17 protein-coding genes are annotated in these 16,287 nt (G+C 43.2%); 7 read left to right on the top strand and 10 right to left on the bottom strand.

The features are described from left to right. Positions 1-30 precede the first annotated feature (30 nt). Positions 31-702: a YoaK family protein gene (locus tag R7Q47_RS02795; RefSeq protein WP_005375484.1), complete on the bottom strand. Its 672-nt coding sequence runs from the start codon at positions 700-702 to the stop codon at positions 31-33. A 153-nt stretch (positions 703-855) separates the two neighbouring features. Beyond that, entirely contained in the window at positions 856-1,257 is a 402-nt protein-coding gene (locus R7Q47_RS02800) for a GFA family protein (RefSeq protein ID WP_025768472.1), read from the bottom strand. A gap of 200 nt (positions 1,258-1,457) precedes the next feature. On the opposite strand from R7Q47_RS02800, the gene R7Q47_RS02805 reads away from it, so the two are divergent. Together R7Q47_RS02805 and R7Q47_RS02810 are read left to right on the top strand one after the other, a co-directional pair. After that, the gene (locus tag R7Q47_RS02805; protein WP_017635850.1) at positions 1,458-2,087 is read left to right on the top strand and encodes a hypothetical protein; all 630 of its coding nucleotides are present in this window, start codon (positions 1,458-1,460) and stop codon (positions 2,085-2,087) included. A gap of 124 nt (positions 2,088-2,211) precedes the next feature. Further along, positions 2,212-3,495 (top strand): peptidoglycan DD-metalloendopeptidase family protein, encoded by a 1,284-nt coding sequence (locus R7Q47_RS02810; protein ID WP_025768471.1) that lies wholly within the window; start codon positions 2,212-2,214, stop codon positions 3,493-3,495. A gap of 107 nt (positions 3,496-3,602) precedes the next feature. On the opposite strand, the gene R7Q47_RS02815 is transcribed toward R7Q47_RS02810, so the two are convergent. Continuing rightward, positions 3,603-5,423, bottom strand: coding sequence for a putative bifunctional diguanylate cyclase/phosphodiesterase (locus R7Q47_RS02815; RefSeq protein WP_205461312.1), 1,821 nt, complete (start codon positions 5,421-5,423; stop codon positions 3,603-3,605). A 183-nt stretch (positions 5,424-5,606) separates the two neighbouring features. Beyond that, positions 5,607-6,494 carry a LysR family transcriptional regulator gene (locus R7Q47_RS02820; RefSeq protein ID WP_017635852.1) on the bottom strand — a complete coding sequence of 296 codons (888 nt, stop codon included), beginning with the start codon at positions 6,492-6,494 and terminating at the stop codon, positions 5,607-5,609. Positions 6,495-6,599: 105 nt separating this feature from the next. Here R7Q47_RS02820 and R7Q47_RS02825 point away from each other — a divergent pair, with 105 nt between their 5' ends. The 3 genes from R7Q47_RS02825 (at position 6,600) to R7Q47_RS02835 (ending at position 8,587) form a co-directional block, all read left to right on the top strand. Beyond that, entirely contained in the window at positions 6,600-7,793 is a 1,194-nt protein-coding gene (locus R7Q47_RS02825) for a multidrug effflux MFS transporter (RefSeq protein WP_017821607.1), read from the top strand. A 178-nt stretch (positions 7,794-7,971) separates the two neighbouring features. Next, on the top strand, positions 7,972-8,319 hold the full coding sequence (locus R7Q47_RS02830) for a hypothetical protein (RefSeq protein ID WP_005391198.1): 348 nt from the start codon (positions 7,972-7,974) through the stop codon (positions 8,317-8,319). A gap of 133 nt (positions 8,320-8,452) precedes the next feature. Beyond that, positions 8,453-8,587: a hypothetical protein gene (locus R7Q47_RS02835; RefSeq protein WP_318088582.1), complete on the top strand. Its 135-nt coding sequence runs from the start codon at positions 8,453-8,455 to the stop codon at positions 8,585-8,587. A 127-nt stretch (positions 8,588-8,714) separates the two neighbouring features. Here the strand turns inward: R7Q47_RS02835 and R7Q47_RS02840 are convergent, their stop codons facing one another. From R7Q47_RS02840 to R7Q47_RS02850, 3 genes are all read right to left on the bottom strand, one after another. After that, a complete protein-coding gene (locus R7Q47_RS02840) occupies positions 8,715-9,329 on the bottom strand; it encodes a glutaredoxin domain-containing protein (protein WP_213986982.1) in 615 nt (204 codons plus the stop codon). A gap of 43 nt (positions 9,330-9,372) precedes the next feature. Continuing rightward, complete coding sequence (locus R7Q47_RS02845; protein ID WP_042521505.1) at positions 9,373-10,230, bottom strand: DMT family transporter; 858 nt, start codon at positions 10,228-10,230, stop codon at positions 9,373-9,375. A gap of 464 nt (positions 10,231-10,694) precedes the next feature. After that, the gene (locus R7Q47_RS02850; protein WP_136976480.1) at positions 10,695-11,666 is read right to left on the bottom strand and encodes a porin; all 972 of its coding nucleotides are present in this window, start codon (positions 11,664-11,666) and stop codon (positions 10,695-10,697) included. A gap of 609 nt (positions 11,667-12,275) precedes the next feature. On the opposite strand from R7Q47_RS02850, the gene R7Q47_RS02855 reads away from it, so the two are divergent. Together R7Q47_RS02855 and R7Q47_RS02860 are read left to right on the top strand one after the other, a co-directional pair. After that, positions 12,276-13,334, top strand: a complete 1,059-nt coding sequence (locus R7Q47_RS02855; protein WP_053303773.1) for a porin — start codon at positions 12,276-12,278, stop codon at positions 13,332-13,334. A gap of 221 nt (positions 13,335-13,555) precedes the next feature. Further along, complete coding sequence (locus R7Q47_RS02860; RefSeq protein WP_017635857.1) at positions 13,556-14,170, top strand: fumarylacetoacetate hydrolase family protein; 615 nt, start codon at positions 13,556-13,558, stop codon at positions 14,168-14,170. Here the strand turns inward: R7Q47_RS02860 and R7Q47_RS02865 are convergent. The 3 genes from R7Q47_RS02865 to R7Q47_RS02875 form a co-directional block, all read right to left on the bottom strand. Then, positions 14,167-14,478 (bottom strand): AzlD domain-containing protein, encoded by a 312-nt coding sequence (locus tag R7Q47_RS02865; RefSeq protein WP_005385193.1) that lies wholly within the window; start codon positions 14,476-14,478, stop codon positions 14,167-14,169. The two genes, R7Q47_RS02860 and R7Q47_RS02865, sit on opposite strands and share 4 nt — an antisense overlap. Beyond that, entirely contained in the window at positions 14,478-15,188 is a 711-nt protein-coding gene (locus tag R7Q47_RS02870; RefSeq protein WP_042521500.1) for an AzlC family ABC transporter permease, read from the bottom strand. Before R7Q47_RS02870 ends, R7Q47_RS02865 begins: the two co-directional genes overlap by 1 nt. Positions 15,189-15,267: 79 nt before the next feature. Then, positions 15,268-16,095 carry an AraC family transcriptional regulator gene (locus R7Q47_RS02875; protein ID WP_005385198.1) on the bottom strand — a complete coding sequence of 276 codons (828 nt, stop codon included), beginning with the start codon at positions 16,093-16,095 and terminating at the stop codon, positions 15,268-15,270. Positions 16,096-16,287 lie beyond the last annotated feature (192 nt).

Raw genomic sequence — 16,287 nt, forward strand, 5'->3', positions numbered from 1 at the left:
GAAGCATGTCGCTTCAATCGGATCGAAATTTTATGCTTTTTGTTGACGGCTAAGTATGTATAGGTAACTCCAGTAAATCAGAGCTGTAGAAAAAGCCAATATTGCTGGGAAAACCAGCGTATATAAACCATATACCGTAAATAGAGCCGCTCCCGCGACGCCGCCAAACAAAAAGCCAAAGAAAATGAATAGGAATAATTTTGCTTTACGTCGGTCAAATTGACGACCTCTCAAGCTCTCTCCAATCATAATCCCTAGATCGGTGATGATTCCGGTCATATGTGTGGTTCTGACTACTGCGCCGCTAAACGTGGTGATCATTGCGTTTTGTAATCCACATGCTGCTGATGCTAGATATTGGCCGTACAAATCCCCTTGCACCAAAAAGCCCAAGCTGAGTAAGAGCAAGCTTCCTTCTATGCACAGTGCAACACCATATCTTCGTCCTAGCTTTAACGCACTGCTTTCAATAAAAAAGCCGCTAAAGGCAGCGCCAATCAAAAAGCTAAATACGATGAAGAGCAGGTGAATGGAGCTATCCACACCTGTTAGCAAGCTGTTCCCTAGCTGAGTTACGGTTCCCGAAAGATGAGTTATCGCTTGGTGTTGAAAGCCGAGAAGACCAACGGCGTTGACGCAGCCCGCGAGAAGAGCTAGTAGAAACGCGCCATATTCCACCCAACGAGGAAGTCTGGAAATCACAATAAACCCCCACCAAATATTAGGAGCCGATTATAACGCTCACACCGAGTTACGAAACCCTTTACAGTAAAACTCGATTGATCATTCTCAAAAAAATCTCACTTATAGGGTGTTTGTCCGAGCCAAAGTAAATATGTGAACGTGGATTGCCCGCTAGCAGATGTGTTCCGTTGTGCATTCGAAACTCACCCACCCGTGTTTCATTTGTTCATAGACTGAAACGGTAGGTTGGTGGAACTCTTTATCGGTAAATAGACCGACGGGAATGATCATGATTTCTGGGTATGCAGCAACGAACAACCTCATTGTCGTGCCGCAGGATGGACAAAAGTCATACTGAACCTCACTGCCATCATCGCCAATTCGGGTATAGCTAGTGACTTCACCGTTTAAAGTGACGTGCTCTTTTTCAAAGCGAGCTTGTACCCCAAAAACACTGCCAGTTCGTTTTTGGCATTCGAAGCAATGGCAGACAGACGTGTGGGTGGGCTCTCCTTTACAACGGATCTCAACTAAACCGCAGGCGCACTCGCATGTATGAATGGTTTTTGTCATCGTGATTACCTATTTGTCCCAATACACCAATAGACCTAGAGCACAGAGCTTGTGTCACTAGCTCGTTATGAGCTCTGGACTTGAAACTATTTGGATATAATCAGTTTAGTTTAATTTTGAAACACTTGAAGAGGTGAAATCATTTGGGTATACAATGGTATACTCGCTTTTCGTTTATACCTTGAAACAAGGAAGCTTTCATGACTCACAAAAAAATCCTGCCGATACCACTTATTCTACTTATTCCAATCGTTTTATTAGTTGTGGTTGTGATCGCGGGTGTTTATCGTTTTAGTTTGTCTGATGACGAGATCATGGCTAAGTTTCCTCAAACAGAAGTAGAAACTAACGTTATTGTGCAAGAGACGCTTGGTATCACTGCACGTAATCCTTGGACGATCCAAGTCCCCGAGCAGGGTGCGGTCACTTTTCTTGATGAGTGGGATAAAGAAAACGGCTATTTGATAGGTGACTATGATGCAGGTGCGACGAAAGGTCAGGTACTTGTCCCAACTGCGTCGATTAGTCAGCGTGAGATTGAAGGTGTTTCATGGGTTGTTGCACCGATGATTGTAACGACACAAGGTAGCGGTTCGTTTAACTATGTTGGCTTGTTCAAGTTTGACCCCGTGCCGAGCCGAGTTGTACTTTTAGACAGTATTTTTGTTGGTGACCGCGTGAAATTTACTCAGCTCGAATGGAAAAGTGATACAACTATCACGCTTTCATATTTAGCGCACGGTGACGATCAAGCAATGGCAGACACGCCAAATCAATTCAATTCATCCACATTACAGCGTGTAGGGAATAACTTACATATGCAACAGTGATGAATTTTTTTTGAGTTCTGTAAAAATTCAGTATTTTCTGCGCTAGATCTCGAAATTTCCTAGTGATTTCTTATTCGGGAATGCATAAGCTATGAGCCTTGTTTGAAAGGAGATAGTAATTCCCGTGTCTACAAATGAAATTACAAGACGGTTGCCGAATCTGACAAGTCGTAGAGCGCTGCTGTTATACTCCTTGCCAGTTTTAGTTGCGATTGGTGTTTCTCACTCTCTCAAAGAGTCATCTTTAACCAAAACCATCGCATTGAACCTACCTGAATCTCAGGTCGTTGAAAAAATTCTTGATGCGACAACTGCCGAAGTTGTCACTCCCCCGAACTTCGAATATCAAATCCAAGCAGGTGACAACCTAAGCACTATTTTTAGTCAGCTCGGTTTCGGTTACAGCTCGTTAATGAAAGTAATGGAAACGGATTTGAACTACTTGGCACTTGATACACTTAAGCCGGGCAATACGCTCCGTTTCTGGCGTGATGATGCGACAGGCGAGTTAGCGAAAATGGAACTGCAATTTTCTATTGCAGATAAAGTGGTCTACAAGCTGAATAGTGATGGTAGCTATGACTTTACTGATATTTCCATTCCTGGCGTGTGGAGCCAAGAGCCTTTAGTTGGCGTTATTCAAGGCAGTTTTTCTTCTTCTGCGAGTCGTTTAGGTTTAACGTCGGCGGAAGTGAGTCAAGTCGTAAGCTTACTCAAAGAACAACTTAACTTTGGACGTGACCTTCGTGCAGGTGATCGATTTGAAGTTGTTCGTCGCTCACAAAGCATCAATGGTGTACCAACAGGTAAGAACGAAATTGAGGCGATTAAGATTTATAATCGCGGCCGCGAGATCACCGCTTACCTTCATACTGATGGTCAATTCTACAATGCCAAAGGTGAAAGCTTACAGCGCGCATTCCAGCGTTACCCTGTAAGTAGCCGTTGGCGTATCAGTTCTGGCTTCAACCCTAATCGTTTACATCCAGTAACGGGGCGTGTTGCGCCGCACAACGGCACTGACTTTGCTGTACCAACCGGTACACCAGTCGTTTCTACTGGTGATGGTACAGTGATCATGACTCGTAAACACCCCTATGCGGGTAACTACGTGGTTGTTGAGCACGGCAGCAAATACAAAACCCGTTACTTACACCTAAGTAAGATTTTGGTGAAGAAAGGGCAAAAGGTTTCTCGAGGCCAGCGTATCGGTCTTTCTGGTAAAACAGGTCGAGTGACTGGGCCACACCTTCACTATGAGTTGATTGAATACGGCCGTCCAGTTAACGCTATGCGAGCAAATATCCCAATGGCGAGTTCTGTTCCTAAGAAAGAGATGGCTACTTTTGTCGCGAACAGAGATGAAATGGATAGACTATTACGCGATAAAGAGAAAGCAGTGCTGTAATAAAGTACTTCGCTTAAAAAAACAAAAAGAGACTAAGCATAGCTTGGTCTCTTTTACTTTGTGCATTAACTAGATTTGAATTCTATGACAGCAGTCTGTTCAGTACGTTAGGCACTCCGCACTTCACGTTCATTTATCAGGTGTACGATCTCTTCGACACTGTGTGGACGAGAGTAAAAATAACCTTGGATGTAGTGGCAGCCCATTTCAATTAACTTTTGTAGTGCTCTATCGTCTTCTACGCCTTCGGCAATCAAATCCACATCAAGCAGCTCTGCCAATTGCGCTATCAAAAACACTACTTGTTCAGAGGTTGTATTTGAGAGCATGTTCTGCACAAAGGTAGCATCGATTTTGATGCTATCAATCGGATAATTGTGTATATAGTTCAAGCTTGAGTATCCCGTACCAAAATCATCCAGTGCGACTTTAAAACCCAAGTATCGCAACGAGTTAAGTACCATCTGTTCACGGCCACTTTGTGAGAGTAAGACGGTCTCGGTGAGCTCTATAACAAAGTCTTTTGCTTCGTGCTGATACTTTTCAACCATGTTGGTTAAGTGATTAATATAACGGTTGGAATCAACCAGCTCATACGCTGAGCAATTGATGGAGAGTTTGACTTTATAGCCTAGGTTCGCTTCGAGTTCTTGCTTTGCGATACACGCGAGTTCAATAATCCGTTCACCTAACTCGATAATCAGGCCTGATTGTTCGGCAGCTTCAATGAACTCCGCTGGAGAGATATTTCCATAGATATTGCTATTCCAACGAGTCAAAATTTCAAAGTAATTCCAGCGGTCGCTCGTGATATCGACGATCGGTTGAACCACTACATACAACTCATCGCTGTCTTGTATATCAGTACTTAGCTGGATTCGCATTGCCTCAATAAGCTGCGTCCTACGGTGGTATAAAGCACTAAGGTGTGTGTCGTAATGCTGAATCCGTGTATCGCGGTGTTTTTTACAATCTTTGAGAGCGAGACTGGCATTCAAAATCAGCTCATCGCTGTTCAACATATGTACTGGGGCACGTGCAATACCAATACTAACGGTGAAAGAAATCCGGTTAGATTTGTCGCTGTAGCCGCTTTCAATTTTGTCGAGTACTTCCTGACACACGGCGACAGGATCTTCGTCGTACGTGATGAAGGCGAATTCATCTCCTGCAACACGGAACGCATTGTTTGGCGACGACAAGCTCTGTTGAATGGCGTTAGCTGTGAACTTAATGATTTGGTCGCCGATATAGTTTCCGTTGATATCATTGATCGATTTGAAATTATCGATATCAAGATACGCCAAACTGAATGGGCGAGTCGCCTGCTGCGTTAATGTCTCCAAGGTATCAGCTAAACAGCTACGGTTGAGCAGTCCAGTTAGGTTATCATGCGATACCTCATAGCTAAGCTGATTAAGAAGCTTATCTGAACGTTCACTGACCCACTTTTCACGTAAGCTATGAATAATGACATTGGCATAAAATCGGTGGCAGTCGAGGATATCTTGCGCTTCTTTCGCGTGGATGCTTCGGGTAAAGGTAGACAGTAAAATTCCCAGAACTTCGCCATTTTGTGTCTTCAATGGCAGGCCAATGTAAGCTTGAATGCCATCTTCTTGAAACATCTTATCTTCAGGAAAACGCTTGTATACCTGGTCTTGATAGAAAATATGTTCGCCAATGTCTTTCGCCACTTTTTCACAGGGGGTGCCTGAAAGGTGGTAGCTTAGGTTGTCTGTAATTTTTCCATTGCTGGCGAAGGAAATGGTATGAGCCGAATGCTGAAGATGCGCAACTTCTACAACGCAAGTGCAATGGCTCTGCAAGTGTTGATGAATATCTAGCGTGACTCGGTTTAGCTGAGCCGTGCCGTTTAGCTTCAATATCTCATCAATTTTGTGGAAACTGATTTGTACCTGACCCATTGAGCATTTCACCTAGCGTTGTTATTAACATATCGTGTAAGACACGACGAATTATTATTTGATATGCATCAAATAAACTATCGGTTACTAAGGCAGATTTTTCAAATTTTGTGAACGAACAAATCATTATTTTCATGTTTTTATGCTTGAACCTTTTAAAGCTAGAGCGATAAAAACGCTAAGCTAGGCTCGCTTCTCCTCTTCTAATCGTGATTTGAGATAATCGAGGAATAGCTTAGTTCGGGTATGCTGATAATCCAGCTTTGGATAGTAGGCATATACAGTGGCTTTATCCGCTGTGATATCGGGCAGGATAGGGACTAACGCGCCGGATTTGAGATCATCTTTGATCATGACGTTGTTCGTCATCAAAATACCCATGCCTCTTTTGGCACCATGAAACAGCGCTTCTGGGTTGGTCGTGGCAAAGTTACCGGACAAGCTGATACGCTTACCTCGATTTGTTTTGATTTCTCGTGAGGGCTTTTCACCCCAAATCAGGACATTATGCTCTGTCAGATCCTCAACGCATTGTGGAGTGCCATATTTCTTTAGGTAACTAGGTGCGGCGTAAAACTGGGCTTTATGTTCGAAAAGCGCAGTGGCTTTGAAACTTAGAGAGTTCAGTTGCTCTAATTCCCGGCTAATAAACAGGTCTAAGCTTAGCTCTGGCAATTGGCCTGGTAGCGTTGTTGTTAATTGAAGTGTGATGTCTGGATATTTCTCAAGAAAATCATCAAGATAATGAACTAGAAACTTGGAACCAACGGCCAGCGTTGCCCCAATTTTTAATAGCCCTGCTGGTGATTGGTTGACTGAGCGAGTCTCATCTAATACCGATTGCCATGAATCAAGCTGACTTTTTGCTCGTTGATAAAACAGAGCACCAGCTTCAGTTTGGCTAATTGAGCGGGTTGTACGTTTGAGTAGTTGAACGCCAATTTTATCTTCTAGCCATTGAACTCGCTTACTGATAGCTGAGCTGGTGGTATTGAGTTTCCGCGCTGCTGCATTAAAGCTACCTTCTTCGACCACACGAATATAACTCTTCACGCTTTGAATCCAGTCCATTGTATCTCCTTGGGAATTAATTCCTTTCCAACTTAGCTGATTATCATCTTTGAGTATCAAATATACACTGTTTGCCATCAATCTGTCACAAAGTAGGAGGAACGTTTGCGTAAAACACCATTGTTATTAGCGATGATGATCATTGCCACAGGCCAAGTTGGCGTTAGTATTTATCTTCCTTCTTTGCCATTGATTGGTCATGACTTGAATTTGCCGCAACATTCGATTCAGAATCTCGTCACGCTATTTCTCGTTGGCTTCGGTATCTCTCAGCTTTTTTACGGCCCATTGTCTGATGCGATTGGTCGTCGGCCGGTGTTTATTCTGGGGCAAAGTGTATATCTAGTTGGTACGGTTATTTGCATCGCGTTTTCGGACAACATTGTTGCCCTTGAAGCGGGACGGTTACTGCAAGGTCTAGGAGCGGGCAGCGCTTCGGTACTTGGTCGGTCAGTACTGCGTGACAGTTATGACGGTATGCAATTAACCAAAGCGCTATCTTATATTTCAGTCACGGCATCTGTGATGCCAATCATTGCTCCGCTGTTTGGTGGTTGGATTGCTTTTCACCTGAGCTGGCATGCTGTCTTTGTGTTTGTGCTGATTTACTTAATGGCAATTTTTACGCTTGGTTTATTGGTGCTGCCAGAAACGCTGCCTTACCCGAAGCGAAAATTTAAAGTAGGCGAAGTAAGCGCGAACTATTTGCGTCTGTTAACGAATACACAAGTGATTGGTAGTGCGAGCTACAACTGGCTTAGTTATTTATCGGCTCTGGTTACGCTCTCCTTGTATCCATTTTTAATGCAACAAGAGTTAGGATTAACGGCGGCGGATTATGGCTCGTTGATGATCATACCGTCAGTTGGTTTGCTGACGGGTAGCTTGGTGCTTAATTTGATTAACGCTCGTTACAAAGCTCAGCAAATCTTGCTGATGAGTTTCGCGATTGTTGCTGTTGCTGGCTTCATGTTGTTGGTTACCCCCTTCAGTGTATTTTCATTGCTGACGGCATTCACGTGTTTAAGTTTTGCTCAAGGAATGTCATTCCCGGTCTCGATCAGTTTGCTACTTTCACCACATAAGCAACAGGCAGGCGCGGTTTCTGCGCTATCTGGTTCTATTCAAATGTGTTTAGCAGGTTTGTTTGGTGGGTACTTAGTAGACTCATGGGTTACGAATCAGCAGCAGCTTGGGGTGTTTTATTTGTTTATTGCGTTACTTTCTTGCTTTGTTCTTGTACTAAGCCAATTTCGTAAAGTGCCAGAAGGGACGGTTCAAGCAGAAACTTCCATCTGAATATACTTGCAACCAGAAGGTCGGCTTTCTAAAATGCGCTGTTAAATTAAGTCAGGATCATTGTGCATATTGAATGACTCAGTTTGAGAGGAAGAGGGCAATGCCTGATGCTCCTCTCAAGCTTGGGGATACATTTCTGCCCAAATGACTATCCGATCTCTAATCGTTAGGTGAAAGAATGCAACAAAACGAATTTGAAACACTGGTAAAAGAAATTACTCAGCAAGAAAGCATGCCAAAGGCACTCGAAGTCTTGAAGGCGTGTGAGGAAGAAGAAGTTGCACAAGCGGCACAATCCCTAACGGGTCAGTTTGGTCTTGCAGAAGTTGATGGCGAGAAACGTATTTACCATATTACCACTCAAGAAGACGAGTCCGGAGAAGAGCAAGAATACGTGGAGCACGTCATGAATGAAGGCGATCACTTGATCAAATTTGCTGCGTGGTTCTTTGAAACATTCTTTGAAATCAAACAGAAAGATACGTACGTCGCAGCGGGTAAAACATACCAGCAACCTAAGCGATAGGCGCCCGTTTAGAAAAAGTAATCAGAACCAATCTGAAAGTTATTTACAAAATAAATGTGACCCTGGTCTTGTTTTTATCTAGTTGTGGTGTAAAATTACAACATAGTTAAGTCAATACATTCAGGAGAAGGTCATGGGTAACGAACTTGGTGGTGCTTATATTGGCCAGATGATTGCAAAAGACGCGATGCACAAAGCGCTTTACGGTAAAGCGAAGAAGAAAAAAGCTTCTGTTTTTGCTCGTGTTATTAAAAAACTGGCGATATAATTTAAAAAGCCCTGATTGAAAAATCAGGGCTTTTTGCTTTTCTCTGTTTTGTTGTTAGTAAGTAGCCAACATATTGCACAACATTGGCAAAACGCTACTCAAAGACTGATGACATTTAAATCTAGAATTACGCGGATTGGCTTGGTATCTCCACAACATTGTTAGGCACTTTATCTAGCCCCTTTGCTGATAACCACTTTTCTAAATCGTCAGCGCCTCCAATATATGTTCCATCTAACCAGATTTGCGGCACTGTTACCGGTGTTTTTTCGCCAATGATGGCTTTTACTTCAGGAATCATGCGGTATAAGGCGGCGCTGTCTTTAACTACATCATGGTACTCATACTGAACGCCAGCCTCGTCAAGTAATTGTTTGGCTTTGACACAGTAAGGGCAAGTTACTTTACCATAAACAATGTTACCTTTTAGCTCATCGCGTTTTACCCACTCAGCAATAACAGACTGTACAAGCACACCCCGATTCAATGCTTCTCCTTGACTGATAACTTTCCCTTCGACAAGAAGAATGGGTGCATGCCAAGCACCAGCTTTTAATGGTTCCCACCAGTGCGATAACCAATCTTTTACTTCAAGTTCAACGGGCACATCGGCTAGTTCGTTTTCAAAAGTATCCTTTAAAATATCTTTGGTTAATGTACATTCACCACAAGGAATATTGACTTTGAATGGGCCCCAACTACCAGCCCAGCGATACAGTGTAATTTTGATTGGTTGACTCATATGGGTTCCTCATTTCCTTTCCTGAAAATATAGAACTTTTAAATTAGATTTTTCTTTCAACTAACTTTGTCTTTTTCGCTTCCCAATGCGTAATAAACGCAATAGATGCAATAATAATCGCAGCACCTAACCATAAACGACCAGGTGGCACCCAACCAAACACCAACCAACCAGCAACAACATTCAAAGGCAGTTTGGCGTGATCAAATGGTTGCACAAATGAGGCGTCTGCTACTGCATATGCTTTAACGATAGCCCATTGAGCGAGTGCTGTAAGTGCACCTGCGGCTAAAAGCACACCCCATATCGTCCACGTATCTGGCATAGTAAACGTCGGTATCGCTAACAAGATATTAAATGGTGTTATCAGCAGCAATAAATAGACAACCATGGTTGAAGGCGGATCGTTTACCGACATTTTTTTTACCATTAATGAATACGCTGCCCAGAAAAATGCGGCGCCAACAGGGAGCAGGGTCGCCCATGTAAATGAGTCTGCCCAAGGCTCAAGAATGATCATGGCACCAACAAACCCCGTCAATGTCGCTAACGAGCGTGCAGTACCTACTTTCTCTTTGAGTAACAAGCCAGAACCAACTGTGGCAAATAACGGGGAGGTCATGAGAAGTGCAATACCTTGCCAAATTGGAACTGGGTAAGCGAGAGCCCATAACCAAAGTTGAATCCCGATAACAGAGAGAAAAATGCGGAATGCATGCCAGCCAAAGTGTTGGGTTCTTAAAGAACGTCTAATCCCAAGTGTACGTAGGTAGGGCAGAATAACAAATAAGGCGATTGCATATTGGAATAACGCAAATGTGGTGGAGGAGACACCAAAGTTGATGCTAGCAATTTGGGCGAAGCTGTTCACTATGGCGAATGCCAAGCCAGCTGTTAGCATCCAGGACGCACCTTGAACAGGATGATGATTCAATTGAAAAATTCCAGTTTGATAGAGGTGGCGGGATCATACGTCCTATTGTTTTTCGCGCCAATAAAAAAATGCCTCCCAGAGGGAGGCGACATTACCAATTCAAAGGACGTGCCTGTTATAACAGGTACAAAGAACGAGAAGCACAAACGCTGCCATGCATTTGCATAAATAATATTGCAGAACACGTGCCAACTTTTATGTGTTTGATTTTAAATGGTTTTTTGGTTTTTCTATGTTATCGATTAGATGAAATGCACTAACTTAGTGATCAATCGCATTAAAAGAGGGCAGAAGTAGGCGTCGTTACGCTCGTTTTTCATTGCTGAGCGATGCTTCGATAGTGTGAAAACTTATCGAGTTGTGTTGGGTTAAATAAAAAATGGCCAGCAAAGGTGCTGGCCAAGTGGACTCGCTCTTAGGACAAGAGTGAATTAGAAATCGTAACGTACGCCTAGGCGCAGTGTATCTTCGCCTTCTGTTACTAGACCTGTTGTTGCATCTTTTGCTTCATCAAGTTGGTTGATGTAGTAAGACAGGTAAGTACGGAAGTTGCTGTTTAGTTTGTAGTAACCAACAAGCTCGATACCTTCAACTGTGTCGTACTTTGAACCGTTGTCTGGATCATTTTCTTGAGCTGTGTATAGAGCTGCAAGTGTCACTTTGCTTGCTACTTTGTAGCTTGCGACTAGCTCGTAAGCCGTAAAGTCTTCAGAGTCAGTCAGGGAACCTTGAGAATAAGTACCTGCTAGGTAAAGGTTGTCCATCGAGTAAGCGATACCACCTAGAATTTGATCTTCAGAGTTATCTTTATCTACATCGCCACCAGAGTATGCAAGACCAAAGTCGAGGCCCATTGGTAGTGAGTACATTCCAGAGATGCCGTATTTATCTTCGTTATCGCTAGAGTTTGCTTGGTAGGTTGCTTGAAGTTGTAGTGCATCAAACGCACCACGGTATGCGAAAACGCTGTCTTGCTTATCAGACGACGAATCAATAACTTGCTGAACACCAGAGAATTCTGTGATATCCGTCATGTCAGAGATGATGACTGCAGCCATGTCTTGACGACCTACAGAGAAAGCACCGATATCAGAGTCGACGCCTGCATACATGTAGCGGTTTTTGAATTCACTCTTGCCCGTTTTTTGTTCGGCTTCGTAAACACCGAAAGCAGAAAGGCCGTTGCCGATGTCTGTTTTACCTTTTAGGTTAAGACGAGCACGGCTTTTATCTTCCATGGAACCTTCAATTTCAGCACCGTCTGAACCGATGAAGTCACCACGAAACTCAACGCGGCCGCCAACTTTTAATTCAGTACCGTCGTTTTTGTATACAGTTGCTGCGAATGATGGTGCTGATACCAATGCTGTAAGAATTGCAGTAGTTAGTGCTGCCTTTTTCATTTTCTTATTACCCTAGTTGTAATCGATGGGCTTTCTTGCCCGATGTGTTGATGACGCTAAGGTAAAGGCTGAAAATGAAAGATAGATTTCTGTTAAGTTATGATTTGATTGCACTTTTATTGCTGGAAAGAATAAGTGCCCCTTCTCATACCACTTATAAAAAGAAAGGTTTATCTTTTTTGAGGTTTTTTCCTCTCCGTTGAAGACTGTGTTTTTTTCAAAAAGTTCCTGAATTGTTTCTTGACCCTAAATGTAAGTAAACATTTCAATTTGGCAGGGAAGTTTGGCCTAAAAATAGCGAATCATCAGCTATTTGTGAGCTAACTCTCTCTAAAGCATTTCTTATTGTAAGGTTTTTATTTCTCGATTTCTTGAAGGCTAAGTAAACGATTGCTTTTTAGGTTTTGTCTGAGATCTTTTCACTCGGTTGTCAGGAACTAATCAAATAAAGTGTCGGCAGTTGTTACACAAAGGTAAAACTAATCTGGTGGAAACGATGCCTCGGATAGCCTTTGTATTCCTCTCTTTGTTCATCATTTCGTTTTTACGAAAGTGAACCAAAGCCGGGTCTAAAACTGACTAACCAACTAATAAGTAATGGATTTAGAAATGAATAAAAAATTATTAGCAGCGGCAATCGCGGCAGCAACCTTCGGTACTCAAGCAGTTGCAGTGGAACTATATAATAACGATGGCACAACATTTTCGATGGGCGGCCACGTTTCTGTTAATTTAAATGGATCAGAGCAAGGTGACACGGATGTGGGTACTAACTCTCCTCGTATCAATATCTCTGCGACACAGGATTTGGGTAATGGCTTCACCGCAGACGCACGTGGTGAATGGGCGCTAAACTACTTAGACGGTGGTGAAGAGTCGTTTAAAACTCGTCTAGGTTACTTAGGTGTAACGCATGAGGTTTATGGTCGTGCAGTAGGTGGTACGCAATGGTCACCTTACTACGATGTCGCAGGTATTGCAGATATGCCAATCGCGTTTGCCAACGACTTCATCTATGACGATCATGGAAACCTTGGCACAGGCCGTGCGGATAAAATGCTTTCTTACCGTAATGCCATCGAGTTGGGTGAAGCGGGGGTGATCAACTTTGGTCTTGGTTGGCAGGGTGCAAACGATGATTACACACGCAACGATGCTGGAGTTATAACTGGCGGTGCCAAATACGATGACCGTGTGCAAGCTGCGCTTTCTTACTCAATCATGGGCGCTAAAATCGGTTACTCTTACAATGGCGGTGATTTCCAGCACCCTGCATATGCAGGTAAGCACACGGCGGAATCACACGTTGTATCAGCATCTTACGGTGCGTACGGACAAGGCCTATTCCTTGCTGCGGTTTATGGTTCAAACGAAAACATGAACTTCAGTGCAAAAGGCGACCGTTTAGAAGAAAGTGATGCGTACGAGGCGATCATCGCATACGCTCTGGCGAACAGCCTAAACTTGAGTGTTAACTATGAGATGGTGGAAGGTAAAGAGTTTAAGAGCTCTAAAACAGAAACTGCTCGTGAAGAAATGGCACTACAAGCAGAATATAACTTCACGCCTAAATTTGTTGGTTACGCGGGTTACCAGTTTGACCTAAATGACGACAATGGTCGTGAAACTGATGACAAATGGGCGTTAGGTGCTCGTTACTACCTATAATAGGGTTTAGCGAGAACTATTATTCAAGCTCATTGATCTAAAGCCAGCCTCGTGCTGGCTTTTTTGTCTATTTGTTTTACAAATACTTTGCTGTTTCAATTAGATGATACAAAACTCAAAACGGGGTGAATGTCTTATTTTTTACACTAGAGGTTGCTATTTAGTGTCGTTAAGTCAATAGGTTAGATTATGATGGGATTTTTGTTTTGCAGGGAAGAATGATGAGTGTTATTCAAGTTGAAGAAAAGAAAGTAGAAGTGGGTAAAGTGCTTTGTGTTGGACGAAATTACGTTGAACACATTCATGAGCTTAATAATGCAATGCCTGAGCAAATGGTGGTATTTAATAAACCCGCAACTTCCGTATCAACAACTCTGCGTTCATTCCATCAAGAGCCCCTTCATTATGAGGCTGAAATCTGCTTTTTGATCAAGGATGGACGTTATTCAGCGGTTGGTTTGGGATTGGATCTGACCAAGCGTGGTTTGCAATCCTCGCTTAAAAATCAGGGGTTGCCGTGGGAGCGTGCTAAGGCATTTGATGGCTCTGCTGTGTTTAGTCGGTTTGTCTCTTTGGATAACATTGATATCAACGATCTTAACCTTGAGCTCTTAATTAACTGTGTTCGTGTACAAAAAGGTCACGTTAACCAAATGCTCTACCCGCCGCTAACTATCCTGGATGAATTAACCAGTTACACAACACTTCAAGATGGCGATGTAGTGATGACTGGTACACCAAAGGGCGTTGGTGAGGTACATGAAGGTGACATCTTCCTTGGTCGATTAAAGTGTGGCGATGTCACCTTGTTGGAGATTGAGTGGTTGGCGGATTAAAGCCAAATTCGTAGAACGAGAAATACCACCATACTGATAACCGTCGTTAAAAGAACATTTTTAGTAAAATACGCGATTAAAGCAGCCAGTACGGCAGCCAGTAAAAATGGGTTTTGCACATTGACGCTGAGCTCCCCATCGGGAATGAAAACGATAGGTGCCCAGATCGCAGTCAGTACTGCTGGGCTAGCGTAATTGAGTACTTTTTGAGTGCGCGTCCCTAATCGCAATGGCAGCTTGGGTTCTAAAAACAAGTAGCGGCTGGTGAAAACAAGTACCGTCATCAGTAAAATAGCCAACATGATCATTAGCGTTTCTCCTTTACTTGTTCCACAAAGTAACCAGTAAGCATGGCTAAAATGCTTGAAATCATCAAACTTCCCTCAATTTGATAATAGGTTAGGGCAACCGAGCTCACCAAAGCCACAAGAACACTCGCGAGCACCGCTGCATTTTTAATAGTCGGAACCACAATTGCGATAAAAGTTGCGGCCACAGCAAATTCCAAACCCATTTCGTTCAGTTCAGGGATTAGACTTCCCGCAATAATGCCCGTCAATGTCGCGACATTCCAAAACAGGTAAAAACTCAGACCAGCCCCAAGTGCATACCAGCGATTAAATTGTTTATCGGAATGGTGGCCTACAATCGCAAACAGCTCGTCAGTAAGTAAGAAGCCGAGTGATAATCGCCATTTTAGAGGGAGCGGTGAAATTTTACTGCGCATCGATACACTGTAGAGGAAGTGTCGAGAGGTGATAAAAAACGTTGTCAGTAACATGGTCACTAGACCTGCTCCCGTTTTAATCATTCCCATCGCGACGAGCTGTGCAGAACCTGCGAACAAAATGGCGGATAGTGCTTGTCCTTCCAAAGGGTGAAGCCCAGTATCAATTGCGAATGAGCCTGCGAGTAAGCCCCAAGGGAGCACTGCGATACTCAGAGGCATCATCGCAAGTGTACCTTGCCAAAATAGCGTGGCTTTTGATTCTTTTTGTAACGGCAAAGTGTGGTCCATAGTTTCTTCTTATTTATTCCTAAATCAGATTACCAAGATAGCTCGGTAGTCGCATAACGCCTTGTACAATATTGCTGCTTTAGCTGTGACGGACGTATTGGCCGGGAGTGACGCCCATGGCTTTTTTAAAGTGTCGATGCAGATGGCTTTGATCATGGAAGCCGCATTCTTGTGCCACGTCTGAAATTTTTTGTCCCATTTTTAGTAGCTTCTTCGCCATACGTAAACGTTGCTGAATTTGATAGGCATGAGGCGGAAAGCCAAATTGCTTTTGAAACTCTCTCAGCAGATGAAAAGGGCTTAATCCAGACAGTTTGGCGAGTTCTTCTAGTGAGACGTCCGTTTGTGGAAAGTCTTCCAAAAATTCTCTGACTAGCTGCACTTGTCGCTGAGCTCTGGTTGATTCTTTCAGTGGTGCCCGATGAGTGCTGTGTTTACTGGCTAGCTTGATCAACGTGCCGTAAACCAAAGTTTCTCTCAATAAACGGTTGTCTGATTTTTCTAGTGTTTCAAATACCAATCGTAACTGACTAGCCAGCTCAGGATCGTAAACCACAGGCTGAGGGAAATAGGGCAGAGCTACATTTGGTGAGCCAAGCTCTTGTCCTAAAGTTTGAAACTGCTGAGGTACGGGGTACATTGCTTTGTATTCCCAGCCGCCTTCCGAGGCTGAATGCCCGTTGTGTACTTCATCTGCATTAACAAGGATGATGCTGTCCTGTGGCGCGATATGATTCCCGCCCGTCCTAAAAAATTGTTGTGCCCCTTTTTCGATGACACCAATAGTGTAACCTTCGTGGCTATGGCGTGAAAAATTCTGCTTCTCATACTTTGCATCGAGAAGTTCTAAACCGCCGAGCTCTTGAGCTATCTTGAAGGTAGCGATTTCCTTATTCTTTTCTTTCATCTTTATCCGGTCTGCTCAAGAAAATCATTTTAGAAGTGTAACGGATCCATCGTGCTTATTTTTGTACAAAATTGCTATTCGATTTTGATAAACAGGCGAATTGATTGCTATTTTTCAGCTGGGCAAACTATGATTTTTATTTTTTGATTTATCTTGGCTATTTTGGGCTGGATGATGTCATTTTGTTGGTAT

The sequence above is a fragment of the Vibrio sp. Vb0349 genome (genome assembly GCF_033338975.1).